Origin of the sequence: Kitasatospora sp. NPDC098663, assembly GCF_044760075.1 — a bacterium.
Lineage (GTDB): Bacteria > Actinomycetota > Actinomycetes > Streptomycetales > Streptomycetaceae > Kitasatospora.
In genome coordinates this window covers 179,212-204,313 of the sequence record NZ_JBIWAP010000013.1, presented here as the reverse complement: position 1 = coordinate 204,313, position 25,102 = coordinate 179,212, and the positions used below count along the sequence as shown (strand labels likewise).

Annotated in this window: 23 protein-coding genes and 1 riboswitch; of the genes, 5 read left to right on the top strand and 18 right to left on the bottom strand. The window is 71.9% G+C overall.

Features of this window, described 5'->3' with window-relative positions:
• Positions 1 to 245 precede the first annotated feature (245 nt).
• Positions 246 to 1,217, bottom strand: coding sequence for a diacylglycerol kinase family protein (locus ACIQVZ_RS17140; protein ID WP_063347858.1), 972 nt, complete (start codon positions 1,215 to 1,217; stop codon positions 246 to 248).
• Between the two features lie 50 nt (positions 1,218 to 1,267).
• Between ACIQVZ_RS17140 and ACIQVZ_RS17135 the strand changes: the two genes are divergently transcribed.
• Positions 1,268 to 1,696: a hypothetical protein gene (locus ACIQVZ_RS17135; RefSeq protein WP_402450710.1), complete on the top strand. Its 429-nt coding sequence runs from the start codon at positions 1,268 to 1,270 to the stop codon at positions 1,694 to 1,696.
• 48 nt (positions 1,697 to 1,744) lie between these two features.
• On the opposite strand, the gene ACIQVZ_RS17130 is transcribed toward ACIQVZ_RS17135, so the two are convergent.
• The 7 genes from ACIQVZ_RS17130 to sodN all read right to left on the bottom strand — a co-directional run bounded on the left by ACIQVZ_RS17130 (position 1,745) and on the right by sodN (position 7,711).
• A complete protein-coding gene (locus tag ACIQVZ_RS17130) occupies positions 1,745 to 2,749 on the bottom strand; it encodes an RNA polymerase sigma factor SigF (protein ID WP_350879654.1) in 1,005 nt (334 codons plus the stop codon).
• A 159-nt stretch (positions 2,750 to 2,908) separates the two neighbouring features.
• Positions 2,909 to 3,319, bottom strand: a complete 411-nt coding sequence (locus tag ACIQVZ_RS17125) for an anti-sigma regulatory factor (protein WP_350879653.1) — start codon at positions 3,317 to 3,319, stop codon at positions 2,909 to 2,911.
• Positions 3,320 to 3,568: 249 nt separating this feature from the next.
• On the bottom strand, positions 3,569 to 4,048 hold the full coding sequence (locus ACIQVZ_RS17120; RefSeq protein ID WP_402450706.1) for a GNAT family N-acetyltransferase: 480 nt from the start codon (positions 4,046 to 4,048) through the stop codon (positions 3,569 to 3,571).
• Between the two features lie 85 nt (positions 4,049 to 4,133).
• Positions 4,134 to 5,129 carry an ABC transporter substrate-binding protein gene (locus ACIQVZ_RS17115; RefSeq protein ID WP_402450703.1) on the bottom strand — a complete coding sequence of 332 codons (996 nt, stop codon included), beginning with the start codon at positions 5,127 to 5,129 and terminating at the stop codon, positions 4,134 to 4,136.
• A 22-nt stretch (positions 5,130 to 5,151) separates the two neighbouring features.
• Positions 5,152 to 5,916: an ABC transporter ATP-binding protein gene (locus ACIQVZ_RS17110; RefSeq protein WP_350879650.1), complete on the bottom strand. Its 765-nt coding sequence runs from the start codon at positions 5,914 to 5,916 to the stop codon at positions 5,152 to 5,154.
• Complete coding sequence (locus ACIQVZ_RS17105; protein ID WP_402450700.1) at positions 5,916 to 6,998, bottom strand: FecCD family ABC transporter permease; 1,083 nt, start codon at positions 6,996 to 6,998, stop codon at positions 5,916 to 5,918. The genes ACIQVZ_RS17110 and ACIQVZ_RS17105 overlap by 1 nt, the downstream gene beginning before the upstream one ends.
• Positions 6,999 to 7,087: 89 nt before the next feature.
• A riboswitch (cobalamin riboswitch) is annotated at positions 7,088 to 7,227 on the bottom strand.
• A gap of 88 nt (positions 7,228 to 7,315) precedes the next feature.
• On the bottom strand, positions 7,316 to 7,711 hold the full coding sequence (gene sodN / locus ACIQVZ_RS17100; protein ID WP_063347853.1) for a superoxide dismutase, Ni: 396 nt from the start codon (positions 7,709 to 7,711) through the stop codon (positions 7,316 to 7,318).
• A gap of 301 nt (positions 7,712 to 8,012) precedes the next feature.
• On the opposite strand from sodN, the gene sodX reads away from it, so the two are divergent.
• On the top strand, positions 8,013 to 8,375 hold the full coding sequence (gene sodX, locus ACIQVZ_RS17095) for a nickel-type superoxide dismutase maturation protease (RefSeq protein WP_079136256.1): 363 nt from the start codon (positions 8,013 to 8,015) through the stop codon (positions 8,373 to 8,375).
• Positions 8,376 to 8,423: 48 nt separating this feature from the next.
• Here the strand turns inward: sodX and ACIQVZ_RS17090 are convergent, their stop codons facing one another.
• From ACIQVZ_RS17090 to ACIQVZ_RS17075, 4 genes are all read right to left on the bottom strand, one after another.
• On the bottom strand, positions 8,424 to 9,014 hold the full coding sequence (locus ACIQVZ_RS17090) for a CGNR zinc finger domain-containing protein (protein WP_350879648.1): 591 nt from the start codon (positions 9,012 to 9,014) through the stop codon (positions 8,424 to 8,426).
• Positions 9,015 to 9,127: 113 nt separating this feature from the next.
• Positions 9,128 to 9,880, bottom strand: a complete 753-nt coding sequence (locus ACIQVZ_RS17085; RefSeq protein WP_402450735.1) for an amino acid ABC transporter ATP-binding protein — start codon at positions 9,878 to 9,880, stop codon at positions 9,128 to 9,130.
• A 41-nt stretch (positions 9,881 to 9,921) separates the two neighbouring features.
• Positions 9,922 to 10,896 carry an amino acid ABC transporter permease gene (locus ACIQVZ_RS17080; protein WP_350879646.1) on the bottom strand — a complete coding sequence of 325 codons (975 nt, stop codon included), beginning with the start codon at positions 10,894 to 10,896 and terminating at the stop codon, positions 9,922 to 9,924.
• A 37-nt stretch (positions 10,897 to 10,933) separates the two neighbouring features.
• The gene (locus tag ACIQVZ_RS17075) at positions 10,934 to 11,863 is read right to left on the bottom strand and encodes an ABC transporter substrate-binding protein (protein WP_387817531.1); all 930 of its coding nucleotides are present in this window, start codon (positions 11,861 to 11,863) and stop codon (positions 10,934 to 10,936) included.
• 1,007 nt (positions 11,864 to 12,870) lie between these two features.
• On the opposite strand from ACIQVZ_RS17075, the gene ACIQVZ_RS17070 reads away from it, so the two are divergent.
• Both ACIQVZ_RS17070 and ACIQVZ_RS17065 read left to right on the top strand, forming a co-directional pair.
• A complete protein-coding gene (locus tag ACIQVZ_RS17070; protein ID WP_350879644.1) occupies positions 12,871 to 14,064 on the top strand; it encodes an NADP-dependent malic enzyme in 1,194 nt (397 codons plus the stop codon).
• A gap of 125 nt (positions 14,065 to 14,189) precedes the next feature.
• On the top strand, positions 14,190 to 15,152 hold the full coding sequence (locus ACIQVZ_RS17065) for a zinc-binding dehydrogenase (protein ID WP_363588857.1): 963 nt from the start codon (positions 14,190 to 14,192) through the stop codon (positions 15,150 to 15,152).
• A gap of 104 nt (positions 15,153 to 15,256) precedes the next feature.
• Here the strand turns inward: ACIQVZ_RS17065 and ACIQVZ_RS17060 are convergent, their stop codons facing one another.
• The 6 genes from ACIQVZ_RS17060 to ACIQVZ_RS17035 form a co-directional block, all read right to left on the bottom strand.
• Positions 15,257 to 16,288 (bottom strand): PadR family transcriptional regulator, encoded by a 1,032-nt coding sequence (locus ACIQVZ_RS17060; protein WP_402450696.1) that lies wholly within the window; start codon positions 16,286 to 16,288, stop codon positions 15,257 to 15,259.
• Position 16,289: 1 nt separating this feature from the next.
• Positions 16,290 to 17,198 carry a DUF4097 family beta strand repeat-containing protein gene (locus ACIQVZ_RS17055; RefSeq protein WP_402450694.1) on the bottom strand — a complete coding sequence of 303 codons (909 nt, stop codon included), beginning with the start codon at positions 17,196 to 17,198 and terminating at the stop codon, positions 16,290 to 16,292.
• A gap of 225 nt (positions 17,199 to 17,423) precedes the next feature.
• Positions 17,424 to 17,603 (bottom strand): DUF6104 family protein, encoded by a 180-nt coding sequence (locus ACIQVZ_RS17050; protein ID WP_063347844.1) that lies wholly within the window; start codon positions 17,601 to 17,603, stop codon positions 17,424 to 17,426.
• A 126-nt stretch (positions 17,604 to 17,729) separates the two neighbouring features.
• Entirely contained in the window at positions 17,730 to 21,491 is a 3,762-nt protein-coding gene (locus ACIQVZ_RS17045) for a multifunctional oxoglutarate decarboxylase/oxoglutarate dehydrogenase thiamine pyrophosphate-binding subunit/dihydrolipoyllysine-residue succinyltransferase subunit (protein WP_402450691.1), read from the bottom strand.
• A gap of 282 nt (positions 21,492 to 21,773) precedes the next feature.
• Positions 21,774 to 22,904 carry a cell wall metabolism sensor histidine kinase WalK gene (locus ACIQVZ_RS17040; protein ID WP_063347842.1) on the bottom strand — a complete coding sequence of 377 codons (1,131 nt, stop codon included), beginning with the start codon at positions 22,902 to 22,904 and terminating at the stop codon, positions 21,774 to 21,776.
• Positions 22,905 to 22,996: 92 nt separating this feature from the next.
• Positions 22,997 to 23,734, bottom strand: a complete 738-nt coding sequence (locus ACIQVZ_RS17035; protein WP_063351140.1) for a response regulator transcription factor — start codon at positions 23,732 to 23,734, stop codon at positions 22,997 to 22,999.
• 563 nt (positions 23,735 to 24,297) lie between these two features.
• Here ACIQVZ_RS17035 and ACIQVZ_RS17030 point away from each other — a divergent pair.
• Positions 24,298 to 25,095, top strand: coding sequence for a rhomboid-like protein (locus tag ACIQVZ_RS17030; protein ID WP_350879639.1), 798 nt, complete (start codon positions 24,298 to 24,300; stop codon positions 25,093 to 25,095).
• Positions 25,096 to 25,102: the final 7 nt, after the last annotated feature.

Sequence of the window (25,102 nt, the reverse complement as noted above, 5' to 3'; positions counted from 1 at the left end):
TCTGTGCTAGGGAGGGATTCGGCGATTCGAGGGACGCCCCGCGGTCGACACCCGCCAGGTTCTGAGGTTGCCGTCGCTGCGATGCGTCCCGATCGCCATGTAGAGGTTCGCAAACCTCGGGCCCGGATACAACCCCCTTCAGGGAGGAATTTTTGATTCTTCGGTGTCGCCTAGCTCACAGCCAGTACTTCTATGGAGTGAAGGGGGCTTGTGCGTTCGAGAAGAAGGGTGAAACCCCCTTCCGGTCACACAATCACACGCAGTGCCCGCCGTACGCCTGTGAAACTGACGCGACTCCTGTCTCCAAGGTGGTCCCCGTCAACCTGGAACGGGGCCGGTTCCTCTGAAACCAAGGTGAAGTGTCTGACGTCGTGATAGGAGACGACGTGCTTGCCGGACGGGCCGGCCGGCGGGGCGCCTTCGCTCGAAGAGGCGTACGACCGCAGGATCTGACGGATCGTTCGGACGGTGCCGAACGCCGTCATCCGGGTGATCCCGAAGACGTCGAGATCGGTGTCGAAGGAGGCGAGCGGTGAGGGGTACACCGGGCGGTTGCCGAGGAACGTCCACGGCGAGGTGTTGCTGACTATGGCCAGGGCCAGGCCCGGCACGCCCTCGCGGCCCGGTAGTTCCAGGGCCACCGGGCCGGAACGACGCTGCTCACGCTGGGTGACGTAGTGCCGCAGTGCCTGCCCCACGTAGAGCGCGTGGGTGGACTTGCGCCCCAACCGGCGCTGTTCCTCGACCCGGCCGACCACCCCGGCGTCGAAGCCCAGGCCGGCGGTGAAGGTGAACCAGCGGTCCGGCAGTCCGTCGGTCATCGCCTTGCCCAGGCCGACCGGCCGCTCGCTCCCGTGCTCCAGCGCGTACAGCAGGGCGCCGGTGGCCTCCACCGGGTCGTTGGGCAGGCCCAGCGCGCGGGCGAACACGTTGGTCGAACCGCCCGGCACCACGGCCAGTCGCGGGACCTTCTCGCCCGGGCCGTGCGTGAGCAGCCCGTTCACCACCTCGTTCACGGTGCCGTCGCCGCCGAGCGCCACCACCAGGTCGACCGTGCCGTCCTCCGAGGCCTCGCGGGCCAGGTCGCGGGCGTGGCCCCGGTACTGCGTCTCGGCCACCTCCAGCTTGAGGTCGCTGCGCAGCGCGTGGATCAGTACGTCCCTGGTGCGGCCACTGGTGGTGGTGGCCTTGTGGTTCACGACCAGGAGAGCGCGCATGGGGAAAGCCTACGGGTCGGTACGGACCAACCGGCGGCTACCCTGCTGGAGTGACCGCAGAATCCTCCGCACCTGTACCCACGGCGGGCCCGGCCCGCCCCCTGCCGCTGACCGTGGGCGCCGCCATCACCGCCCTGGAGGGCGCCGCGCTGGCCGTCGTCGGCGTCTGGGACATGGTGTCCGCGCTGTCCGGCCAGTCCAAGCAGCTCGCCCTGAACGAGTTCGGCGGCCTGGTCATCGTGCTGCTCGGCGTGCTGCCGGTGCTGGCCGCCCGCGCGCTGCTCAAGGAGCGCCGCTGGGGCCGCAGCCCGGCCGTGCTCACCAACTCGATCTGCCTGCCGATCGGGTACTACATGCTGCAGAGCGGCGGCGCGATGATCGGCGTCGGCGTGCTGGTCGGCCTGCTCGGGCTGGTCGGCATCGGCACGCTGCTGAGCCCGAAGTCGACGGAGGCCCTGTACGCGTCGCACGAGGGCTGAGCGCACAGGGCCTCCGGGGGTCGGCCGCCGGCTGAGCGGCCGTCAGTCCTACTCCTCCACCAGGAGCTTCTCCCGCAGCTGGGCCAAGGTCCGGGCCAGCAGGCGGGACACGTGCATCTGGGAGATCCCCACCTCGGCGGCGATCTGCGACTGGGTCATGTTCCGGAAGAACCGCAGCACCAGGATCTTCTGCTCCCGGGGCGGCAGTTGGGCCAGCAGCGGCTTGAGCGACTCGCGGTACTCGACGCCCTCCAGCGCCTCGTCGGTGGCGCCGAGGGTGTCCGCCACGGCCGGCGACTCGTCGTCGCTGTCCGGGACGTCCAGGGACAGCGTGGAGTACGCGTTGGCGGACTCCAGGCCCTCCAGGACGTCCTCCTCGGAGATCCCCAGGTGCTCGGCGAGCTCGTGCACCGTGGGGGAGCGCCCGTGCCGCTGGGAGAGCTCGCTGGTCGCCGTGGTGAGCGACAGCCGCAGCTCCTGGAGGCGGCGCGGCACCCGGACCGCCCAGCCCTTGTCGCGGAAGTGCCGTTTGATCTCGCCGACGATGGTCGGCGTGGCGTAGGTGGAGAACTCGACCCCGCGCTCGTGGTCGAAGCGGTCCACCGACTTGATCAGGCCGATGGTGGCGACCTGGGTCAGGTCGTCCAGCGGTTCGCCCCGGTTGCGGAACCGCCGGGCCAGGTGCTCGACCAGCGGGATGTGCATCCGCACCAGCTGGTTGCGCAGCTCGACGCGCTCCGGGGAGCCGTCGGGCAGCGCGGACAGCCGGACGAACAGCGCGCGGGCCGCCTCCCGGTCCGGCGCGCCCGAGCGGTGCGGGGCCGGGGCCGGCGCCTGGACGGGCACCGCGGTGCGCAGGTCCGCGGCCTCGTCCGCCGGATCGGACGGGGGCGGGGATGCGGGCGACGGTTCAGACGTCGGCTCGGTCGGGTGGCTCATCCGGTGGGCGTCCTTCGGGTGCGCATCGTCGTTGGCGGCGAGGCCAGGAACGCTCGCCTGGGTCGGTACGGCAGGTCCCGCCGTCGCGAGGCCGGTACGGTCCAGATCACTCACGGCCATTCCCCCGTTCCGTTCCGGGAGCACCGGGGCCCTCGGGCCCCGGCATCGTCTCGTTGGTCGTACCGCGTGGGGGGCGGTACCGGGCGCCGCCCGCCCGGCCCCTGATCGGGGACCCGGCGGACGGCCCTTGTGCGGTGCTGGTCGACGCCCCGGCTAGTGGGCGACGGGGCCGCCGCGCTTCTTGTGCAGGCTGATCGACACGGTCTTGTCCTCGCCGACCGAGGAGTCGACCTCGCCGGCCAGGGCGGAGAGCACCGTCCAGGCGAAGGTGTCCCGTTCGGGCGCCTTCCCGTCGGTGGTGGGGGCGGCGACGGTCACCTTCAGCGAGTCGCCGACCAGCCGGAACTCGCAGGTCAGGACGGAGCCGGGCACCGCCTGCTGGAGCAGGATGGCGCAGGCCTCGTCGACCGCGATCCGCAGGTCCTCGATCTCGTCGAGGGTGAAGTCGAGCCGTGCCGCCAGGCCGGCCGTCGCTGTTCGCAGGACCGAGAGGTAGGCACCCGCCGCGGGCAGCCGGACCTCCACGAAGTCCTGCACTCCGGGCTCGCCGTCGATCTGGGACACCCTCACCTCCTGGGTGACGCGCTGTGCTTCCGGGCCGGTGGCCGCGGCACTGTCTGTTGCTTGGCTCAACTGCTTCGCCCCAACTGTCCAGAGGGGTGGTGCGGTACGTACCGGTCATACCCTTCGCGGGGCGACCGGACGCCGCGTATCCGCCTGAGACCTTACCGCCTTCCACACGCCGGCCGGGGCTCGGGAGTCACTCATGGTAAGTCATCGCGACGCAGGGTGGCAGGGGTTCGGGCGGTCCGTTCAGTGACCGCCGCCGGCGGCGGCGAGCACCTCGCCGGTGAGCCGGAAGACGGTCCAGCCGTCCATCGGCACCGCGCCGAGGGACTTGTAGAAGTCGATCGAGGGCGTGTTCCAGTCGAGAACCGACCACTCCACCCGCGCGTAGCCGCGTTCGACGGCGATCCGCGCCAGTTCCAGCAGCAGCGCCTTGCCGTGGCCGCCGCCGCGGGACTGCGGGCGGACGTACAGGTCCTCCAGGTAGATCCCGTGGGTGCCGCGCCAGGTCGAGAAGTTGAGGAACCAGACCGCGAAGCCGACCGGCTCGCCGGTGGCGTCGTCCTCGGCGATCAGGCCGAACAGCGCCGGGTCGGCGCCGAACAGGGCGTCGCGCAGCTGCTCCTCGGTGGCCACGGCCTCCTGCGGGGCCTGCTCGTACTCCGCGAGCTCGCGGATCAGGGCGAGGATGACGGGAACGTCGGTCACGACGGCGGTGCGGATCATGCCGCGAGCCTACTGCGCGCCCCCGGTCCCGGCCCAGGCCCGAGCGGGGCCGGGCCGGGACCGGGCGGGTCGGCGGTCGGGCGGGTCAGCGGGCGGGGACGGTGCGCAGGTAGTCGGCCAGCGCGGTGATCGCGGCCGGGTTGCGCGGGCTCTCCACCAGGTCGACGTAGTCCAGGACGAAGATCCGGTCGTTCCTGACCGCCGAGACGCCGGCCAGGGGCGGGAAGGACTTCAGGAAGGCGCGCTTGGCGTCGGCGCCGGTCTCGCCGTAGTTGTTGATCAGGATCACCTCGGGGTCGCGCTGCACCACGCTCTCCCAGCCGACGGTGACCCAGGTGTCCGCGAGGTCGCCCATCACGTTGGTCCCGCCGGCCTTGGCGATGATCTCGTCGGCCGCGGCGAACTTCCCGGCGGTGTAAGGCTTGTCCTGCCCGCTGTCGTACAGGAACACGGACGGCCGGCGCTCGGGCTGCGGGGCGGCGGCGACCTGCGCCTTGAACCCGGCGACCAGCTTGTCCGCCCGGTCGCGGACGTCGAAGATCTCGCCGAGGTTGGCCAGGTCGGTGTAGAGCGCGTCCAGCGGGGACATCACGCCGCGCTCGGTGCCCTTGCCGCTGCGGCAGGACTCGCTGAGCACGTACGAGGGGATGCCGAGGTCCTTGAGCGCCTGCGGGGTGAAGCCGCGGCCCTCGTCGAAGCCGTAGTGCCAGCCGGCGAAGACCAGGTCGGCCTTGGCGCCCAGCACGGTCTCCTTGGTGATCTCCTTCTTGGAGAGCCACGCGGTCTGCTGGTAGCCGTCCTTCCAGGCGACCTGGTCGACCCGGCCCTTGTCGTCGGGCATCACGTAGCCGGCCATCCGGTCGGCCAGGCCGAGGGCGAGCATCAGCTCGGTGATGCCGACGTCGTTGGTCACCGTCCGGGCGGGCTTCTGCGGGAAGGTGAGTTTGGTGCCGCAGTTCTCCACGGTCACCGGGTAGTGGGCGGAGGCGGCGGTGGCGTCGCCGCTCGGGGCGATCTCGGCGCCGCAGGCGGTGAGCCCGAGGGTGAGCAGGGCGGTGATGGCAACGGCCTTGGTGCGCACGGGGGTTCCTTCGGGGGGTGGGTCAGATCCGGTCGAAGAGCAGTTGGACGGCGCCGGTCGCCGGGTGCCGGACGGGGGTGGCCCGGACGCCGAACACCTCGGCCAGCAGGGCGGGTCGGAGCACCTCGGCGGGCGGCCCCGAGGCGACGATCCGGCCGGCCCGCAGCACGTACAGCAGGTCGCAGTGGCCGGCCGCCAGGTTGAGGTCGTGCAGCGCGGTGAGCACCGTCGGGCCGGCCTCCCGGACCAGCGCCAGCACGTCCAGCTGGTGGCCGATGTCCAGGTGGTTGGTGGGCTCGTCCAGCACCAGCAGCCGGGGCTCCTGGACCAGCGCGCGGGCGATCAGCACCCGCTGCTTCTCGCCGCCGGACAGGCTCAGGAAGCCCCGCCCGGCCAACTGCTCGGCGCCGACCTTGCGCAGCGCCTCGGTGCAGCGCGCGTGGTCGTCCGCGCCCGGGCCGCCCAGGCCGCGCCGGTGCGGCAGCCGGCCCATGGCGACCACCTCGGCCACCGTGAAGTCGAACTCGGCGGAGTGCTCCTGGGGGAGTGCGGCCACCCGCCTGGCGGCCTCGCGCGCGGTCAGCGCGTGCAGGTCCGCGCCGTCCAGCCGGACGGCCCCGGCGGCCGGCCGCAGCGCCCGGTAGACGCAGCGCAGCAGCGTCGACTTGCCGCTGCCGTTGGGCCCGACCAGCCCGACCACCTGCCCGGCGGCGGCGTCCAGGGCGACGTCGTGGACCAGCCGGGCGCCGGCCAGCTCGACCGAGACGGAGTCCAGGGCGAGATCCATCAGCGGCCTCCGAAGGAATAGCCGCGACGGCGCATCAGCAGCAGGAAACAGGGCACCCCGAGCACTGCGGTGACCACCCCGACCGGCAGTTCGGCGGGCGCCAGCAGGGTGCGCGAGACGATGTCCACCCAGACCAGCAGCAGCGCCCCGGCGAGCGGCGCGACCAGCAGCACCCGGCGGTGCCCGGCGCCGACCAGCATCCGGGCCAGGTGCGGCACCATCAGCCCGACGAAGCCGATCGCCCCGCTGACGGCCACCACCGTGCCGGTGACGGCGGCGGTCACCACGAACAGCTCGCGGCGCAGCCGGTCCGGGTCCACGCCCAGCGAGGCGGCCGTCTCGTCGCCCATGGCGAGCGCGTCCAGCCGGCCGGCGGAGCAGGCCAGATACGCCACGCCGGCCAGCACGGTGGCGGCGGCGATCGGCACCGAGCCCCAGGTGGCGCCGCCGAGGCTGCCGAGCAGCCACATCATGGCGTCCCGGGCGGCCTCGCCGCGGGCGGCCGCGAAGACCATCAGCGCGGTGACGGCGGAGAAGCCGTAGGAGAGCGCGGTGCCGGTGAGCACCAGCCGCAGCGGGGTGAGCCCGTAGGCCGTCCGCGCCGCGAGGTAGACCAGCACCATGGCGACCAGCGCCGAGCCGAACGCGGAGGCCGAGATCGCCCACACCCCGAGCGAGGCGAAGGCGCCGAGCAGCAGCACGGCGTTGGCGCCGACGGCCGCGCCGGAGGAGATGCCGAGCACGAACGGGTCGGCCAGCGCGTTGCGCACCAGGGCCTGGACGGCGACGCCGGTGGCGGCCAGCCCGGCGCCGACCACGGCGGCCAGTACGGTGCGCGGCAGCCGGATCTCCCAGACGATCGCGTAGGCGGCGGCCTCGTCCGCCTCCAGCCGTCCGCCCGTCAGCCCGGCGGCCAGCAGCCGCAGGGCGCGGGGCAGGCCGATCCCGGAGGCGCCCAGCGCCACGCCGCAGAGCAGCGAGAGCAGCAGGGCGGCGGCCAGGCCGACGGCGAGCGGGAGGGCGGGTATTCGGCGGGCGGGCGGGCTCGTTGCGCCACTGCCCGCGGCTGCGGTGCTGCTCACGGTGCGCCTTGCCTCGGGCCGCGGGTGCGCGGGGGCGGCACCGGTCGGGTGCGGGCCCGGGCGCCATCCCCTCGCAGTCCACGGCGAGTTGTCGGGAGTTCAGCGGCCGGGGGCGATCGGGCTGGCACGGCCCCAGGGGCCGTGCTCACCGTTGCGGGTCAGCGCCGGATTCACACCGGACTTCCCCCTCGGACGCCCTGGCAGCATAACAGCCACTCAGGCTAGGCAACCCTTACCGGGCCCGGGTGGGGCGTGGACGCACGACCGCCCCCGTCCGGGCTTGCGGACGGGGGCGGTCGGGTGGCGACGCGTCAGGCTCAGGCCTGCTTGGTCTCCCAGAAGATCTTGTCGACCTCGGCGATCAGGTCCAGCAGGGCCTGGCCGGTGGCGGGGTCGGTGGACGCCTTGGCGGCCGAGGCGGCCTTCAGGGTGTCGTTGATCAGCTGGTGCAGCTGCGGGTACTTCTCGAAGTGCGGGGCCTTGAAGTAGTCGCTCCACAGCACCGAGATGTGGTGCTTGACGGCCTCGGCACGCTGCTCCTTGATGATCAGGGCGCGGGTGCGGAAAGCCGGGTCCTCGTTGGCCTGGTACTTCTCCTGGGTGCCCTTGACCGACTCGGCCTCGATCCGGGCCTGCGCCGGGTCGTACACGCCGCAGGGCAGGTCACAGTGGGCGTGGGCGGTGGCGCGCGGTGCAAACAGACGAGAGAACATGGGAGTCCTTCCTTAGATCGTCTTCCCGCGCCCGAGATTACCCTTCCGCACCCGGGGTTTCGCGATCGGGCGGTGGGCCTAGGGCAAAAGGCGGACCCGGAACCGGGGTAATCCGGACACCGAACGGATCGAACGGGGTGACGGTCCGTACGGCAGACTGGGACCGGGCGGTCCGGGAGGAGGAGTCGTGGCGCGGAGCACGGAACCGGCGGGCACGGAACCGGCGGGCACGGAACCCCGGGGGCGGGGCCGGGGCGGCGGCGCGGTGCCGTTCGGGCTGGTCGACGTGGCGGGCCCGTCGATGGTCCCGACCCTGCGCGAGGGCGACCAACTGCTGGTGCGCTACGGCGCGCCGATCCGGCCCGGCGCGGTGGTGCTCTTCCGGCACCCCTTCCAGCAGGACCTGCTGGTGGTGAAGCGGGCCGCCGAGCGGCGTCCGAGGGGCTGGTGGCTGCTGTCCGACAACCGCCCGGTGGACAGCGACAGCCGCAGCTACGGCCCGGTCCCGGACGAGCTGGTGCTCGGCCGGGTGCTGCTGCGGCTGCGCCCGCGCCCGGCCTGGCTGGCGCCGGGGCGGCGGCTGGAGCGGCTGCTGCTGAGCACCCGGCTGGCCCGGGTGCCGGGCCTGGCCCGCCGCCTGGGCGTCTGGGCGGAGCAGCTCTGATCCCCTGAGCCCGGCCCGGACCTAGGCCCAAAGTCACTGGCATTGGGCCTAGCCGGCGGCGCCGAGTGCCGCGGCCTCGGCCTCCTGGCGCTTGCGGGCCCGGTACGCGGCGACGTTGGCGCGGGTCGCGCAGCGGTCCGAGCAGTAGCGGCGGGAGCGGTTGGTCGAGGTGTCCAGGTAGGCGTTGCGGCAGGGTGCGGCCTGGCAGATGCCGAGCCGGTCGGCGCCCAGCTCGGTCAGGTGGACGGCCAGGCCCATGCAGGCGACCGCGCTGAAGTGCGCGGTGGCGGTCGGCGAGTTGTCGGCCAGGTGCAGGTGCCAGCGCGGCCGGCCGGCGTCGTCGAGGTAGTCGTGCCCGGAGACCAGCGGGCTGACCGGGTACTCCATCAGCAGGCTGTTCAGCAGGTCGACGCCCCGGATCTCGTCGCCCTCGGCGGCGGCCTCGAAGACCCCGCGCAGCCTGGTCCGGACCGCCCGCAGCCGGGGCAGGTCGGACTCGTCGGCCTGGGTGGCGGCCCGTGAGGAGTCGGAGAACAGGCCGCGCACCGCGTCCACGGACGTCAGCGTGTCGGTGCCGCGCTCGGGCTCCTCGGTGTTCACCAGCCGAACGGCGAGATCGGCGTACGAGGCGAGCTCCACGGAGGTCCTTCCAGAAGGTCGGTAACGGGCTGATTGCGTCCAGCCTATTACCTGGGTGGGGAAAGCGTCGGCGCCCGACAGGAGCATCCTGCCGGGCGCCGGTCGGTACGGTTCTACAGCACCTTGGAGAGGAAGGCGCGGGTGCGCTCGTGCCGGGGGTCGGTGAGCACCTCGCGCGGGTTGCCGGACTCGACCACCACGCCGCCGTCCATGAACACCAGCGCGTCGCCGACCTCGCGGGCGAAGCCCATCTCGTGGGTGACGACCACCATGGTCATGCCCTCCTCGGCGAGGCCTCGCATGACGTCGAGGACGTCGCCGACCAGTTCGGGGTCGAGCGCCGAGGTGGGCTCGTCGAACAGCATCAGCTTGGGCTTCATGGCCAGCGCCCGGGCGATCGCGACGCGCTGCTGCTGGCCGCCGGAGAGCTGGGAGGGGTAGTTCTTCGCCTTGTCGGCGAGGCCGACCCGCTCCAGCAGGACCATCGCCCGCTCCCGGGCGGCGGCCTTGCTCTCGCCCTTGACCTGGACCGGGGCCTCCATGACGTTCTCGACGGCCGTCATGTGCGGGAACAGGTTGAAGCGCTGGAAGACCATGCCGATGTCGCGCCGCTTGACGGCGACCTCGCAGTCCTTGAGCTCGTAGAGCTTGTCGCCCTTCTGCTGGTAGCCGACCAGTTCGCCGTCCACCCAGAGGCGTCCGCCGTTGATCTTCTCCAGGTGGTTGATGCACCGCAGGAAGGTCGACTTGCCGGAGCCGGAGGGGCCGATCAGGCAGAACACCTCGCCCTGCTTGACCTCCAGGTCGATGCCCTTGAGCACGTGCACGGAGCCGTAGGACTTGTGGACGCCCTCGGCGCGCACCATCGGCTGTCCGGTGGCGGCGGCCGGGGTCCTGCTCAGGTCGGTCATACGTGACCACCTCCCTCAAGCCCCGGGACGACGTCGGCGCCGGTCTTCGGGGCGGGCTTCCCGGCGAACAGGCCCCGCAGCCGCTGCAACGGGGTGGGCGGGAGGGTCCGGTTGGAGCCGCGGGCGTAGTAGCGCTCGATGTAGTACTGGCCGATGGTCAGCAGCGAGGTGAAGAACAGGTACCAGAGGCTGACGACGATCAGCAGCGGGATGTTCTGGTAGTTCCGGGAGTAGATGACCTGACCGGCCCGGAAGATCTCCTCCAGGGAGATCACGCTGACCAGCGAGGTGGTCTTGAGCATCGAGATGGTCTCGTTGCCGGTCGGCGGGATGATCACCCGCATGGCCTGGGGCAGGACGATCCGGCGCATGGTCTGGAACCGGCTCATGCCGAGCGCGTGGGCGGCCTCGGTCTGGCCCTCGTCCACCGACTGGATGCCGCCGCGGACGATCTCCGCCATGTAGGCGGCCTCGTTGAGGCCGAGGCCCAGCAGGGCGGCGACGAAGGTCGGGATCAGGACGTTGGTGTCCGCGGACCAGAACTCCGGCCCCCACGGGACGCCGATCGACAGCTTGGCCCAGATCAGGCCGAGGAAGTTCCAGAACACCAGCTGCACCAGCACCGGGGTGCCGCGGAAGACCCAGATGTACATCCAGGCGGTGCCGGAGAGCAGGGGGTTCGGGGACAGGCGCATCACGGCGAGGACGATGCCGCCGATCACGCCCATCAGCATGGAGAGGACGGTCAGTTCCAGCGTGACGACCATGCCGTGCACGATGCTGTCGTGGAACAGGTACTGCCCGACGATGTCCCACTTGAAAGCGGGGTTGGTGAAGAGGGCGCTCAGCAGCATCGCCGCGAGCAGGGCGATGACGACGGCGCCCACCCAGCGTCCGGGGTGGCGGACCGGGACGGCCTTGATGGTCTCAGGCCGTCCCTCCTCCGCCTTCCCCTTGTCCAGAGAGTTCACGGTGTGGCCTCGGGGGAGAGATGGAGCAGGCGGACGGTCAGTTCACGGCGCCGTTGACGGTCGACTTGTCGAGGGCGCCGGACTCGACGCCCCACTTGGTGAGGATCTGCTTGTAGGTGCCGTCGTCGATCAGCGACTGGACGGCGCCCTGGATCGCGGGGGTGAGCTTGGAGCCCTTGGCGACGGCGACGCCGTAGGGGGCCACGCCGTAGGTGGAGCCGAGCTTCTCCAGCTGGCCGCCGGCCTGCTTGATCGCGTAGTCGACGACCTGGGAGTCGGCCATCATCGCCTGGTCGCGGCCGGAGACGACGGCGTTGGTGACGTCCGTCTGGAGGTCGAACTTGTCGCCGTCGTTCTGGATGCCCGGCTTCCCGGCCTTGGCGCAGTCCGGGTTGCGGGTGTCCTTGATCTCGTCGGCCTGGGTGGTGCCGGTCTGGACGGCGACCTTCTTGCCGCACAGGTCGGCGGGGTCGACCTTGTCGGGGTTGCCCTTCTTGACCGCGATGGCGCTGCCGGAGTTGAAGTAGGTCACCATGTCGACGATCTGCTCGCGCTCCTTGTTGTCCGTGAAGGACGACATGCCGAGCTGGAACTTGTTCGACTGGATGCCGGGGATGATCGCGGTGAAGCCGGAGTCCTGGACGTCGGCCTTCAGGCCGAGCTTGGCCGCGATGGCGTTGGCCAGGTCCACGTCCATGCCGATGACCTTGCCGCTGTCGTCCTTGAACTCGTCCGGCGCGTACGAGGCGTCCGCGCCGACCACGAGCTTGCCGGAGGACTTGACGTCGGCGGGGACGAGGGCGGCGAGCTTGTCGTCGGCCTTGACCGCGTTGACGGTCGTGGAGGCGTTGGGCGCGCCGCTGCCACCGTCGCTCTTGCTGCTGCTGCAGCCGGTCAGGACGAGGGTGACGGAGGCGGCGACCGCGCCGGCCGCGAGAAGCCGGGTGCGCTGGGTACGCGGGGTCATGAGGGGGATCTCCTCCTGAGGGAGAGGGCGGGCGGAGCGCGCCGCGGGGGGCGGCACACCGGGCTGGCAGGGCCGTGCGGCGCTGTACGGGTGTATTTCGCTGTACGTCGTCGTACGTGCAGGGCCGGGTGGTGCGATGCCTGCGCGGCGGGGCCGCCCAGGTTGCTACGGGGTACTGCTTCCGCCACCCTCCGCCGAGGTGGACGTCGAGCGAACCGCCTCGACCAGTGGCCGGCTCGATCCGAGATGGGGGGAATCCTGCCATCTGTGGACGGTCAGATGGCCCTCATCCAGATCAAAATCGGATAACGAGGGCCCGGGCTGTCCGCTATTCGGACTTATTCCGTGTTCCTGTCACCCCGTGCATAAGTATGCAGATCCCCCCGCCCGGTCCCCGGAGGCCCGCCGCCCGGTTCGGACGCCGCCGTCGACCGCGGCGCGGGGACGTCCGGGCGCCACGGTGACGCGCGGGTGTACGCGAAACGGCGGACGCGAGATCCGGCCATCCCGCCCTGCCGGGCCGGGCGGCGGGTGTGTCAGAATTCGGTACCGGGTGACCCCCGAACGCTCGAACCAGACCGCCGAGTCCCGACAGGCTCGGGGTGTCCGGGAACGGAAGTCATCACGTGGCTCCGTATCCGGGACGCCGACTCCCCAGCGCGTCTGCGTTCACTCCTGCGGGTGCGCGTGCCGCCATCACCGTTGCCGCCGCCGGAGCCCGGCGCTTCCGACGCCGGGCCCCAGTGACGCGACAGCTCGGCGATGAACTGCACGTGACGAGGACGAAAAGGCATAGGTGCGATGCCTTGGTCCGTCCTACGCTCGGCCCGGAAGCACTACGCGGACCAACAAGACCCATAAAACCCTCATCCGAGGGCGCCGCCCGACGGCAGCGCCCCGACCCAGCCCCCCGGGTCCGCTTCGGCGTACCCGGTTTCCGGTTTCCGGACGGGTCGTCCTGTCCGTCGGTCGCGCACCCTCGCCAGATCAATGACGAAGAGGTCATCGTGGCAGCGGAGATCATCAGCAGCACCCAGGACACCGTCGATCCGGTCGACGCCGTTTTCGCGCTTCACCGCGGCGGCAAGATGGAGATCCGGGCGACCGTCCCGGTGCGCGACGCGGACGACCTGTCCCTCGCCTACACGCCCGGTGTCGCCCGCGTCTGCACGGCCATCGCCGAGCAGCCGGAGCTGGTCAACGACTACACCTGGAAGTCCAACACCGTCGCCGTGGTCACCGACGGCACCGCCGTGCTGGGCCTCGGCGACATCGGCCCGGAGGCCTCCCTGCCCGTGATGGAGGGCAAGGCCATCCTGTTCAAGCAGTTCGGCGGCGTGGACGCGGTGCCGATCGCGCTCGCCTGCACCGAGGTCGACGAGATCGTCGAGACCGTGGTGCGGCTGGCTCCCTCCTTCGGCGGCGTCAACCTGGAGGACATCTCCGCCCCCCGCTGCTTCGAGATCGAGCGCCGGCTCCAGGAGGCCGTGGACATCCCGGTCTTCCACGACGACCAGCACGGCACCGCGATCGTCACCACCGCCGCCCTGTGGAACGCGGCCGAGGTGACCGGCCGTGAGATCGGCTCGCTGCGGGCCGTCATCTCCGGCGCCGGCGCGGCCGGCATCGCCATCGCCAAGATGCTGGTGGCGGCGGGCATCGGCGACGTCGCGGTCTGCGACCGCAGGGGCGTGGTGTACGACGGCCGCGGCGACCTCACCGACGTCAAGGCCGAGATCGCCGAACTGACCAACCGCACCGGCCTCAAGGGCACCCTGGCCGACGCGCTGGCCGGCGCCGACGTGTTCATCGGCGTCTCCGGCGGCACCGTGCCGGAGGAGGTCGTCGCGACCATGGCCGCGGGCGCGTTCATCTTCGCGATGGCCAACCCCACCCCGGAGATCCACCCCGAGGTCGCGCACAAGTACGCGGCGGTCGTCGCCACCGGGCGCAGCGACTTCCCGAACCAGATCAACAACGTGCTGGCCTTCCCCGGCATCTTCGCCGGCGCCCTCCAGGTGCGGGCCAGCCGGATCACCGAGGGCATGAAGCTGGCCGCCGCCAAGGCGCTGGCCGGTGTCGTCGCCGACGAGCTGACGCCGCAGAAGGTCATCCCCTCGCCGTTCGACGAGCGGGTCGCCCCGGCGGTCACCAAGGCCGTCGCCGAGGCCGCCCGGGCCGAGGGCGTGGCCCGGATCTGACGATCCGGTCGCCGCTGCCGGACGGGACCCGGCGGGAGCGGCGCCGCCGACACGGCCGGGGCCGGGACACGCGTCACACCCGCGCGTGGTTCCCGGCCCCGGCCGGCGCGGCTATCGTCCGCAGCATGTTTGCTGCCTACGCCGCACGTATCGACGCCGACGACCCGCTCAGCGGACTGGAGTTGGGCGAACTCCCCGAGCCCCAGGCCCGCCCCGGATGGAGCGTGGTCACGGTCAGGGCCGCCAGCCTCAACCACCACGACCTGTGGTCGCTGCGCGGGGTCGGCCTGCCCGCCGGACGGCTGCCGATGATCCTCGGCTGCGACGCCGCCGGTGTCGACGAGCACGGCAACGAGGTCGTCCTCCACTCGGTGATCGGCCAGAGCGGCCACGGGGTCGGCCCGGACGAACCCCGGTCCATCCTGACCGAGCGCTACCAGGGCACCTTCGCCCAGCAGGTGGCCGTGCCCACCTGGAACCTGCTGCCCAAGCCCGCCGAACTCAGCTTCGAGGAGGCCGCCTGCCTGCCCACGGCCTGGCTGACGGCCTACCGGATGCTGTTCACCAACGCCGGGGTCAAGCCCGGTGACACCGTCCTGGTGCAGGGCGCGGGCGGCGGCGTGGCGACCGCGCTGATCGTTCTCGGCAAGGCTGCCGGGCTGCGGGTCTGGGTCACCGGCCGGGACGAGGCCAAGCGCCGCCGGGCGGTCGAACTCGGAGCCGACGCCGCCTTCGAGAGCGGTGCCCGGCTGCCGGCCCGGGTGGACGCGGTGATGGAGACGGTCGGCGCCGCGACCTGGGCGCACTCGGTGAAGGCGCTGCGCCCGGGCGGCACCGTCGTCATCTCCGGGGCCACCTCCGGCCCCAACCCGAGTGCCACCGAGCTGAACCGGATCTTCTTCCTGGAGCTCAAGGTGGTCGGCTCGACGATGGGCACCAAGGAGGAACTGGCCGGGCTGCTCTCGCTGTGCGCGACCAGCGGCGTCCGGCCGGTGATCGACTCGGTGCTGCCGCTGGCCGAGGCCCGGGACGGCTTCGCGCGGCTCGCCAAGGGCGACGTCTTCGGCAAGATCGTGCTGACGCCGTGACGCCGTGACGCCGTGACGCCGTGACGCCGTGACGCGGACCGGCCCGGCACGCTCCGCGGAGCGTGCCGGGCCGGTGGTGGTCCGGCGGTCTGCCGGTCTGCCGGTCAGCCGAGCAGGCGCTTCAGCCGCTCGCCGGCCGAGCCCAGCACCGAGCGGGCCTCGGCCAGCTTGTCGCCGCTCACGCCGCCGTCCCGGGCCGCGTCGCGGACCTGGTCGCGGAAGCGGTCGAGCAGCCGCTCCAGTTCGCGGGCCGGGTCGCCGGCCGGGTCGGTCCGCGCCCACGGCGGCAGGTCGGCCGGGGCGGTCGGGGTGGTCGGCTCGTCCTTGTCCAGGTCGATCCGGGTGACGGTGACCTCCTCGGCCGGCCCGTCGGCCGGCTGGCCCCAGCGGGCCGCGTCGGCCAGCCCGGACAGGCCCTTGGTCAGCTCGGCCAGGCCCTCGGCCAGGCCGGTCGGCCAGTCGCCCTTCGCGGCGTGCTCGCGCACCTGCTGCTCGACCCGGCGCTTGATCCGCAGCGCCTCCTGCTGCGCGGCCGTCCGCGAGGCCTTGGCCTGCTCGCGCAGCCGGCGGGCCTCCTCCTCGGCGGCCTTCGCCTTGGCCTTGGCGGCCTTCTCCTGCTCCCGGGCGCGCTTGGCCTGGTCCTTGGCCTGCCGCTTGAACTGGGCGAACTCCTCCTTGGCACGCTGCCAGGACTCGTTGTCGCCCCACGGGCCGGACCACGGGTCCCCGCTCTCGGCGCGGTCCGGCCGGGGGGCCTGCCGGGCGGCCTGCCACAGCTCCTCGCGCAGGTCCTTGGCGCTGTCCCGGACGTCCTCGCGGATCGCCCCGGCCAACTGCGCCACGGAGTCGTGGATCTCCACTTCCAGGTCGTCCAACTCGCCCTGTCGGGCTTCCAGTTCGGTGCGCCCGGCGTCGGTCAGCCGGTAGACCTTGCGGCCGCCCTCGGTGCTGTGGGTGACCAGGCCCTCCTGCTCCAGCTTGGCGAGCCGGGGGTAGACCGTCCCGGCGGAGGGCGCGTACAGGCCCTGGAAGCGCTCCTCCAGCAGGCGGATCACCTCGTAGCCGTGCCGCGGGGCCTCGTCGAGCAGCTTCAGCAGGTAGAGCCGGAGCCGGCCGTGGCCGAACACGGGCGTCATCTCACGCCTCCTTGGTGAGGTCGGGCTTGCCGAGTCCGGCCGGGAGCTCCTTGACGACCACCGGCGCCTCGTCCTCGGGGTCGGGGCGGCGCAGCACGGTGACGCCGCCGGAGACGGTGGTCACGGCGAGGCTGCCCCGGCCGTCGCCGAGCTGGCCGGACAGGCGCTTGGCGCCCCAGCTGCCGCTGAGCTTGAGGCCGTCGAAGGTGCTGGAGATGTCGCCGCTGGTGGAGCCGGCCTCGACCTTGGCGTCGGCCAGCGAGGGGATCCGGATGACGACCGGGCCGCTGACGGTGGTGACCTTGATGTCGGCCGGGTTGGCGACGTCGAGGTCCAGGGTGACGGCGCCGGTGACGGCGTTGGCCTGGATCCGGTCGGCGGTGCCGGCGACGACGGTGAGCTGGCCGGAGACGGTGTTGACCTTGAGCTGGCCGGCCACCGACTGGGCGTCGACGTCGCCGGTGACGGTGTTGGCCTCGGTGCGGCCGGTCAGGCCGACCAGGGTGGCGTCGCCGCTGGCGCTCTGCACCGAGACGTGCCCGGTGATCCCGGAGACGGTGGCGCTGGCCGAGACGGTGCCGACCTTGACCTCGGCGTCGGCCGGGACGGTCAGGGTGACGCCGGCGACGCGCTTGCGCTTGAAGGAGCCGAAGAAGCCCTTGACCGCGTCGACCGACTTGAGCCGGTCGCCGAACTCGCCCCAGCTGTTGATGTCCTTGTAGGTGACCGTCAGGACGCCGTCCACCAGGGTCACGTGCAGCGGCTCGCCCCGGAGCTCGGTGACCTCCAGGCGGGCCGGGCCCTCGGCCGCCACCACGTTCACCGTGCCCTCGATGATCCGCACGTGCAGCGCCCGGACCGGCTCGTCGATGGTGATCCTCTCGGGACCCTCGACCGTCCACTGGCTCATCTCTGCCGCCTCCCGTTGCCGATCGCGATGTATCGCGTTCTCTTTTAAAGACGATATATCGCGTGACGCGCAAGTCAAGCGCGCCGCCCGGGATCCCGCCCCTGAGCCGTCCCGGAGCCGCCCCCGAGGCGCCCCCTACGGGCGGGCGCGGGTACGCGAGGGGCCCGGTAGGCGATCGCCTACCGGGCCCCTCGTCAGCGGTTCAGTGCGACGGCGCCGCACCGGTCACTCGTCGTCCTCGTCGTCGAGCCGGGCCAGCCAGGTGGCCAGCCGCTCGACCGGGATCTCGAAGTCCGGGTTGAGGTCGACGAACTCGCGCAGTCGCTCGGCCAGCCACTCGAAGGTGACCTCCTCGTCGCCGCGCCGGTTCTGCAGCTCCTCGATGCCGCGGTCGGTGAAGTACACGGGTTCACTCCGGTCCGGTGGGGATTGACCTGGTCAGGATAGTCGGGGACGCCCGCGGCCCCCGTCTCCCAGGGGAGGACGGGGGCCGCGGGCGTCGGTGCTCCAGCGCCTCGGGGCGTCAGGGCCTCAGAGCGAGTAGACCTCTTCGATCAGCGCCTGCTGCTCGGCGGCGTGCCGCTTGGCCGAGCCGACCGCCGGGGACGAGGCCGTCGTGCGGGCGACGCGGCGCAGCCGCGAGCCGTTGGCGCTGCGGCCGACGACGACCTGGAGGTGGTCGACCAGGTTCATCGCGATGAACGGCCAGGCGCCCTGGTTGTCCGGCTCCTCCTGCGCCCAGACGAACTGGACGTCGTCGCCGTAGCGGGCGAGCTCCTCCTGGAGCTCGGCCACCGGCAGCGGGTAGAGCCGCTCGACCCGGACGATCGCGGTGTCGGTGACGCCGCGCTCGGTGCGGGCCGCCGCCAGGTCGTAGTAGAACTTGCCGGCGGTGATGACGACCTTGCGCACCTGCGCCGGGTCGACGGTGTTGTCACCGATGACCGGGCGGAAGGAACCGGACAGGAACTCCTCGGTCGCACTCGCCGCGGCCTTGAGACGCAGCATCGACTTCGGGGTGAAGACGACCAGCGGCTTGTGGTGCGGGTTGTGCGCCTGCCAGCGCAGCAGGTGGAAGTAGTTCGACGGCAGGGTCGGCATGGCGACCGTCATGTTGTTCTGCGCGCACAGCTGCAGGAAGCGCTCCGGGCGGGCGGACGAGTGGTCCGGGCCCTGGCCCTCGTAGCCGTGCGGCAGCAGCAGGGTGACGCCCGAGTGCTGGCCCCACTTCTGCTCGGCGGAGGCGATGTACTCGTCCACCACGGTCTGCGCGCCGTTGACGAAGTCGCCGAACTGCGCCTCCCACATGACCAGCGAGTTCGGGCGGGTCAGCGAGTAGCCGTACTCGAAGCCCATCGCCGCGTACTCCGACAGCAGGCTGTCGTAGACGGTGTAGCGGGCCTGGTCCTCGGTGAGGTACTGCAGCGGGGTGTAGTCCTCGCCGGTGTTGCGGTCGATCAGGACGGCGTGCCGCTGGCCGAAGGTGCCGCGGCGGCTGTCCTGGCCGGCCAGGCGGACCGGGTGGCCCTCCATGAGCAGCGAGCCGATGGCGAGGGTCTCGCCCGTCGCCCAGTCGATGGTGTTGTCCTCGACGGAGGCGGCGCGGCGCTGGAGCTGCGGCAGCAGGCGCGGGTGGACGGTCAGCCAGTCCGGCAGGTTGACCTGCGAGGCGGCGATCCGCTTGACCATCTCCTGGGAGATGCCGGTCTGGATGTTGACCGGGAAGTCGGCGACCGGCTTGCCGGCGGTGGCCGGGGCCGGGGTCTGGGCGGCGTCGCGGACCTCGGCGAAGACCTTCTCCAGCTGGCCCTGGAAGTCCTGGAGCGCCTGCTCCGCCTCTTCCATGGTGATGTCGCCGCGACCGATCAGGCCCTCGGTGTACAGCTTGCGCACCGAGCGCTTCTTGTCGATCAGGTCGTACATCAGCGGCTGGGTGAACGACGGGTTGTCGGCCTCGTTGTGACCGCGGCGGCGGTAGCAGATGAGGTCGATCACGACGTCCTTGTGGAACGCCTGGCGGAACTCGAAGGCGAGCCGCGCGACGCGGACCACGGCCTCCGGGTCGTCGCCGTTGACGTGGAAGATCGGGGCCTCGATCATCCGGGCCACGTCGGTGCAGTACATCGAGGAGCGCGAGGACGCCGGCGCGGCGGTGAAGCCGACCTGGTTGTTGACCACCAGGTGGATCGTGCCGCCGGTGCGGTAGCCGCGCAGCTGCGACATGTTCAGGGTCTCCGCGACGACGCCCTGGCCGGCGAAGGCCGCGTCGCCGTGGATCTGGATCGGCAGCACCGGGAAGGTGGTGCCGCCCTGGTCCAGGATGTCCTGCTTGGCGCGGGCGATGCCCTCGACGACCGGGTCGACCGTCTCCAGGTGGGAGGGGTTCGCGGCGAGCGAGACCTTGATGGTCTCGCCGTCGAGGCCGGTGAAGGTGCCCTCGGAGCCGAGGTGGTACTTCACGTCGCCGGAGCCGTGCATCGACTTCGGGTCGAGGTTGCCCTCGAACTCGCCGAAGATCTTGCCGTACGGCTTGCCGACGATGTTGGCCAGCACGTTCAGGCGGCCGCGGTGGGCCATGCCGATGACGGCCTCGTCGAGGCGGTGCTCGGCGGCGGCGTCGATGGTCGCGTCCAGCAGCGGGATGAGCGACTCGCCGCCCTCCAGCGAGAAGCGCTTCTGCCCGACGTACTTGGTCTGCAGGAAGGTCTCGAAGGCCTCGGCCGAGTTCAGCCGGCGCAGGATGCGCAGCTGCTCCTCGCGCTCGGGCTTGGAGTACGGCTTCTCCAGGCGCTCCTGCAGCCACCTGCGCTGCTTCGGGTCCTGGATGTGCATGTACTCGACGCCGACGGTGCGGCAGTACGTGTTGCGCAGCAGGCCGAGGATGTCGCGGAGCTTCATCATCTTCTGGCCGCCGAAACCACCGACCGCGAACTCGCGCTCCAGGTCCCACAGGGTGAGGCCGTGGGTGGTGACGTCCAGGTCGGGGTGCTTGCGCTGCTTGTACTCCAGCGGGTCCGTGTCGGCCATCAGGTGGCCGCGCACGCGGTACGCGTGGATCAGCTCCATGACGCGGGCGGTCTTGTTGACCTCGTCGTCGTGGGTGGTGGCGACGTCGGTGGCCCAGCGGACCGGCTCGTACGGGATCCGCAGCGACTCGAAGATCTCGTCGTAGAACCCCTTCTCGCCGAGGAGGAGGCGGTGGATCTCGCGCAGGAACTCGCCGGACGCCGCGCCCTGGATGACGCGGTGGTCGTAGGTCGAGGTCAGCGTCATGATCTTGGAGACGCCCAGGCGGGACAGGGTCTCCGGGGCGGAGCCCTGGAACTCGGCCGGGTACTCCATGGCGCCGACGCCGACGATGGTGCCCTGGTTCTGCATCAGGCGCGGCACGGAGTGCACGGTGCCGATGCCGCCGGGGTTGGTCAGCGAGACCGTGACGCCGGTGAAGTCGTCCATGGTCAGCTTGTTGGCGCGGGCCCGGCGGACGATGTCCTCGTAGGCCTGCCAGAAGCCGAAGAAGTCGAGGGTCTCGGCCTTCTTGATGGCCGCGACGACGAGCTGGCGGTCGCCGTTCGGCTTGACCAGGTCGATGGCCAGGCCGAGGTTGACGTGCTCGGGCTTGACCAGGAAGGCCTTGCCGTTCTCCACCTTGTAGCTGTAGTTCATGCCCGGGGCGGCCTTGATGGCCTGGACCAGGGCGTAGCCGATCAGGTGGGTGAAGGAGACCTTGCCGCCGCGGGCGCGCTGCAGGTGGTTGTTGATGACGATGCGGTTGTCGATCAACAGCTTCGCGGGCACCGCGCGGACCGAGGTCGCGGTCGGCACCTCCAGCGAGGCGTCCATGTTGGTGGCGACGGCCTTGGCCGGGCCGCGCAGCTGGATCAGCTCGGGGCCGGCGGGCGCGTCCGCCGCGGCGGCGGCCGGAGCGGCCGGGGCGGCGGCCTTGGGGGCCGGGGCCGGGGGCGCGACGGGGGCTGCGGCGAGCGGCGCGGGGGCCGGCGCCGGAGCGGCCGGGGCGGCCGGTGCGGCGGGGGCGGTCGCGGCCGGAGCAGCAGCAGCGGGCGCGGGGGCAGCGGCAGGGGTCGGCGTGGGGCCGGCCTGGGTCGCGGCCTGGGTCACTGGGGTCACCTCGGTACCGGGCTTGTAGTCGGCGAAAAAGTCCCACCAGGCTCGGTCGACCGAGTTCGGGTCCTGGAGGTACTGCTGGTAGATCTCATCGACGAGCCACTCATTGGGACCGAAGCCAGTGGAGCTAGCCGAGCTATTGGGGGTTTCAGGGGACTGTGGCGACACGGCGGCAACCGCCCTCTTCCGCTTCCTTTTGGGATGTTTGGACAGCGGGGATTAAGGCTACGCCCCTGACCAGTGATCGCGCAGTCCCCGGGCCCCAGGCGTCGCCCAGATCACAGTCCTGACCTGCAGTTTGGCTGAAAATGTGCGTTAGAAAGCCGTATCTGAGGGGAACCGATCGCCTCCACCCATAGGGCATATCCGGACAAAAACGGACAAAGCCCCATGCGGATCATCCAATGATCTTCGCGTACGTCTGTGTCGCTTCTGTGACGCATCCGACCCTCAGCGCTGCCCCGGCAGCCGGACCTCGATCCGGCAGCCGCGCGGCGACTCGGCGACCGCGATCCGACCGCCGTGCAGGTCCACCGCCCAGCGGGCGATGGCCAGGCCGAGGCCGGTGCCGCCGTCCGAGCCGGGCCCCTGGGCGGTCGCGGTGCCGCTGCGGCTGAACCGCTCGAACACCCGGCCGCGGTCGGCCGGCGGGATGCCCGGACCCTCGTCCTCGACCTCCAGCAGCAGGCCGCCGGGCCCGCCGTCGGGCCGCGCGCGCACCGTCACGGTGCCGCCGGGCGGGGAGTGCTTGCAGGCGTTGTCGACCAGGTTGGCGACCACCTGGTGGAGCCGTTCCGGGTCCGCCACGCCGGTCAGGCCGGTCGGGCTGACCTCCAGCGCCAGTCGGACGTCGCCGCGCCGGGAGAACGCCCCGCCGGCCGTCGCGCCGTCCACGGTGACCCCGCGCAGCACGCCGTCCAGGAACTCGCGCACCTCGAAGGGGCGGGCGTCCAGGTCGACCACGCCGTCGTCGATCTTGGAGAGGTCCAGCAGGTGGGTGACCAGGCGGCCGAGCCGCTCGGTCTGCTCCAGGGCGGCCCCCAGGGTCGCCGGATTGGGCTGGACGACGCCGTCCACCACGTTCTCCAGCACGGCGCGCAGCGCGGCGATGGGCGTGCGCAGCTCGTGCGAGACGTTGGCGACCAGCTCGCGGCGGTGCCGGTCGGCGGCCCCCAGGTCGGCGGCCATCTGGTTGAAGGTGGTCGCCAGCTCGCCGATCTCGTCGCGCGAGTTCACCTCGACCCGGCGGCTGTAGTCGCCGGAGGCCATCGCGCGGGCGGCGGCCGTCATCTCGCGCAGGGGGGCGGTCAGCCCGTGCGCGAGGAACTGCATGAAGAGCAGCGAGGCGATCATGGAGAAGACCATGATGATCCGGATCTGGGTCTCGGACCGGATCGCCACGACCACCATGCCGGTGGCCAGGAAGACGGAGACGATCACCAGCAGGGCGAGCTTGCCCTTGATCGAGCGGACCGGGTCGAGCGGCCTGATGTCGGCCCAGACCCGGCGGGCGGCGCGGGCGGCCAGTGTCTGCGACCGCGTGCCGCCGGTGTCCCCGTTGCGTTGCTGTGGAAAGGTCATTGGTCCCCTGTGATCCCCGCGTACATCCCCCGCGTGGTGCGCGGCAGTTCGGGACACGGGCCCCCCGGAGGCCCGTCGCCCGAGGCTCGCCGCTAGGAGAGCGGGGCCTCCAGCGCGTACCCGACACCGTGGACGGTGCGGATCCAGCTCGCGCCGATCTTGCGGCGCAGCGCCTTGACGTGGCTGTCCACGGTGCGGGTGCCGGACGCGTCGGTCCAGTCCCAGACCTCGGCCAGCAACTGCTCGCGGGTCAGCACGGCGCGCGGCTGCGCGGCCAGGCAGGCGAGCAGGTCGAACTCGGTGGGCGTCAGGTGGACGTCGCCCGAGGCGAGCCGGACCCGGCGCTGCACGTGGTCGATCTCCAGCTCGCCGAAGCGCAGCGAGCCGAGCGCGGGCGTGCGGGCCGCCTGCTGGGCACGCTCGACGCGGCGCAGCAGCACGTTGACCCGGGCGGCCAGTTCGCGCATCGAGAACGGTTTGGTCATGTAGTCGTCGGCGCCCACGCCGAGGCCGACCAGCAGGTCCGTCTCGTCGTCGCGCGCGGTCAGCATCAGCACCGGCACCGGGCGCTGAGCCTGGATCCGGCGGCACACCTCCAGGCCGTCGAAGCCGGGCAGCATGATGTCGAGGACCACCAGGTCCGGCTGCCAGGTGTGGAAGCCGTCGACCGCGCCCGGCCCGTCGTGGGCCACGGCGACCTTGAAGCCCTCCGCGCCCAGCCGGGCCGCGATCGACTCCGCGATCGTCGGCTCGTCCTCCACCACCAGTACTCTGCGTTGGCTGCTCACCGTGCCGCCGCTGTGGTTGTTGTCCTGCTGAAGTTCTGTCACGGTCACGCCACCGCCCCCAGGGCTGCGGGCCGGCCACCTGTGGGGATGGCGGGGCTCCGCTCGTAGTCTTGTTCCGTCGTGGACTGTGCCGGGTCCGCCGTCCCGTCGTGCGTGCGGGTCGGCGGGCGGATTGCCGCCCGCCCACTTCTCCCGCGCACTTCGCAGCGTACGGACAGCGGATGCCTCCCGGCAGGTGGACCGGACGTTTCCGGCCCGTGGGCCGGCTGTCGGGCCGCCCTCGGAGCCCACTGCACGAGTGGGCACGGGCCGATACCTTACCCGGCGATTTTTCTCTGCGTAACGGTACGTATGCAGTCGAGTTGACGCCAAGTCGCCGGTCAGAGCCCCTGCCGGTGCGCTCGCCGGAAGTAGGTCTGGACCAATATCAGGAATCCGGCCGACCGGTTTCCCGGCGGTCTTCACCGCCTTTTCTCAGATGCCTCTCAGAACCTCGACGTAACGTGGCCACGACAACGCCCGCGGGGCGGGATCCGCGGCGCGCGCCGGTACGTTGGGCACCTGGGTGAGGGGCCGGTGGCTGCCGGCGTGGAGCGGAGGGCGGCATGGCTGGACTGCGGCGAGGTGCCGGACGGGTCGGGGCGTCGCCCGCCGGCCCGCCGTACGGGATGCTCCGGCACGGTCTGCGCACCGGCGTCGTCGAGTGGCTGCTGGCGCGGGTGCCGACACCCCGGCGAAACCCCTTCACCCTCGGCTATCTCGCCGTGGTGGGCGCCACCACGACCTTCGCCAAACTCGCCGACCCGGAACTCGTGCAACGGCTGCAGGAGGCCTCCAGCTCCGACGGCCACAACCTCCTGCAGCACCCCCTGCGCGCGCTGGTGCTCAGCGGCTTCTGGGTGGCCGGCGAGGTGTGGATGCCGTACCTGTGGGGATTCGCCGTCACCCTCGCGCCGCTGGAGCGCCGGATCGGCCCCGCCCGGGCGGCGGCGGTCTTCGCGATCGGGCACGTCACGGCCACGCTGCTGTCCCAGGGTGTGGTGATCACCGCGGTGGAGACCGGGCGGATGGAGACCGCGGCGCTGGACTACCTGGACATCGGCGTCAGCTACGGCGTGCTCACCTGCCTGGGCGCGGTGGCCGGGCTGCTGCCGTGGCGCGGGCGGCTGGTCGCGCTCGGCGGCGCCGGGCTGCTGATCGCCGAGCAGATCCTCACCGAGCGGGACCTGGTCACCGCCGTGGGGCACCCGGCCGCGGTGCTCACCGGGGTGGCGCTGTGGCGCTGGCTGCGCCGGGCCCAGGCCCGCCGGCCGCGGCCGAAGCCGCGGACGCGCCGGGTCGAGGCGCCGGCCGCGGGCTCCTCGCCCGCGCCGGGCGGCGCTCCGGTCCTGGACGTGCGCTGACCCTTCC

What these genes read in the sequence shown, in the direction of transcription:
- ACIQVZ_RS17140 (WP_063347858.1), bottom strand. Translation starts at nt 1,217, where the DNA reads ATGCGCGCTCTCCTGGTCGTGAACCACAAGGCCACCACCACCAGTGGC.
- ACIQVZ_RS17120 (WP_402450706.1), bottom strand. Translation starts at nt 4,048, where the DNA reads ATGATCCGCACCGCCGTCGTGACCGACGTTCCCGTCATCCTCGCCCTG.
- ACIQVZ_RS17110 (WP_350879650.1), bottom strand. Translation starts at nt 5,916, where the DNA reads ATGGATCTCGCCCTGGACTCCGTCTCGGTCGAGCTGGCCGGCGCCCGG.
- sodN (WP_063347853.1), bottom strand. Translation starts at nt 7,711, where the DNA reads ATGTTCTCTCGTCTGTTTGCACCGCGCGCCACCGCCCACGCCCACTGT.
- sodX (WP_079136256.1), top strand. Translation starts at nt 8,013, where the DNA reads ATGGTCCCGACCCTGCGCGAGGGCGACCAACTGCTGGTGCGCTACGGC.
- ACIQVZ_RS17085 (WP_402450735.1), bottom strand. Translation starts at nt 9,880, where the DNA reads ATGGTGCGCGCCGAGGGCGTCCACAAGTCCTACGGCTCCGTGCACGTG.
- ACIQVZ_RS17075 (WP_387817531.1), bottom strand. Translation starts at nt 11,863, where the DNA reads ATGACCCCGCGTACCCAGCGCACCCGGCTTCTCGCGGCCGGCGCGGTC.
- ACIQVZ_RS17065 (WP_363588857.1), top strand. Translation starts at nt 14,190, where the DNA reads ATGTTTGCTGCCTACGCCGCACGTATCGACGCCGACGACCCGCTCAGC.
- ACIQVZ_RS17060 (WP_402450696.1), bottom strand. Translation starts at nt 16,288, where the DNA reads ATGACGCCCGTGTTCGGCCACGGCCGGCTCCGGCTCTACCTGCTGAAG.
- ACIQVZ_RS17055 (WP_402450694.1), bottom strand. Translation starts at nt 17,198, where the DNA reads ATGAGCCAGTGGACGGTCGAGGGTCCCGAGAGGATCACCATCGACGAG.
- ACIQVZ_RS17040 (WP_063347842.1), bottom strand. Translation starts at nt 22,904, where the DNA reads ATGACCTTTCCACAGCAACGCAACGGGGACACCGGCGGCACGCGGTCG.
- ACIQVZ_RS17030 (WP_350879639.1), top strand. Translation starts at nt 24,298, where the DNA reads ATGGCTGGACTGCGGCGAGGTGCCGGACGGGTCGGGGCGTCGCCCGCC.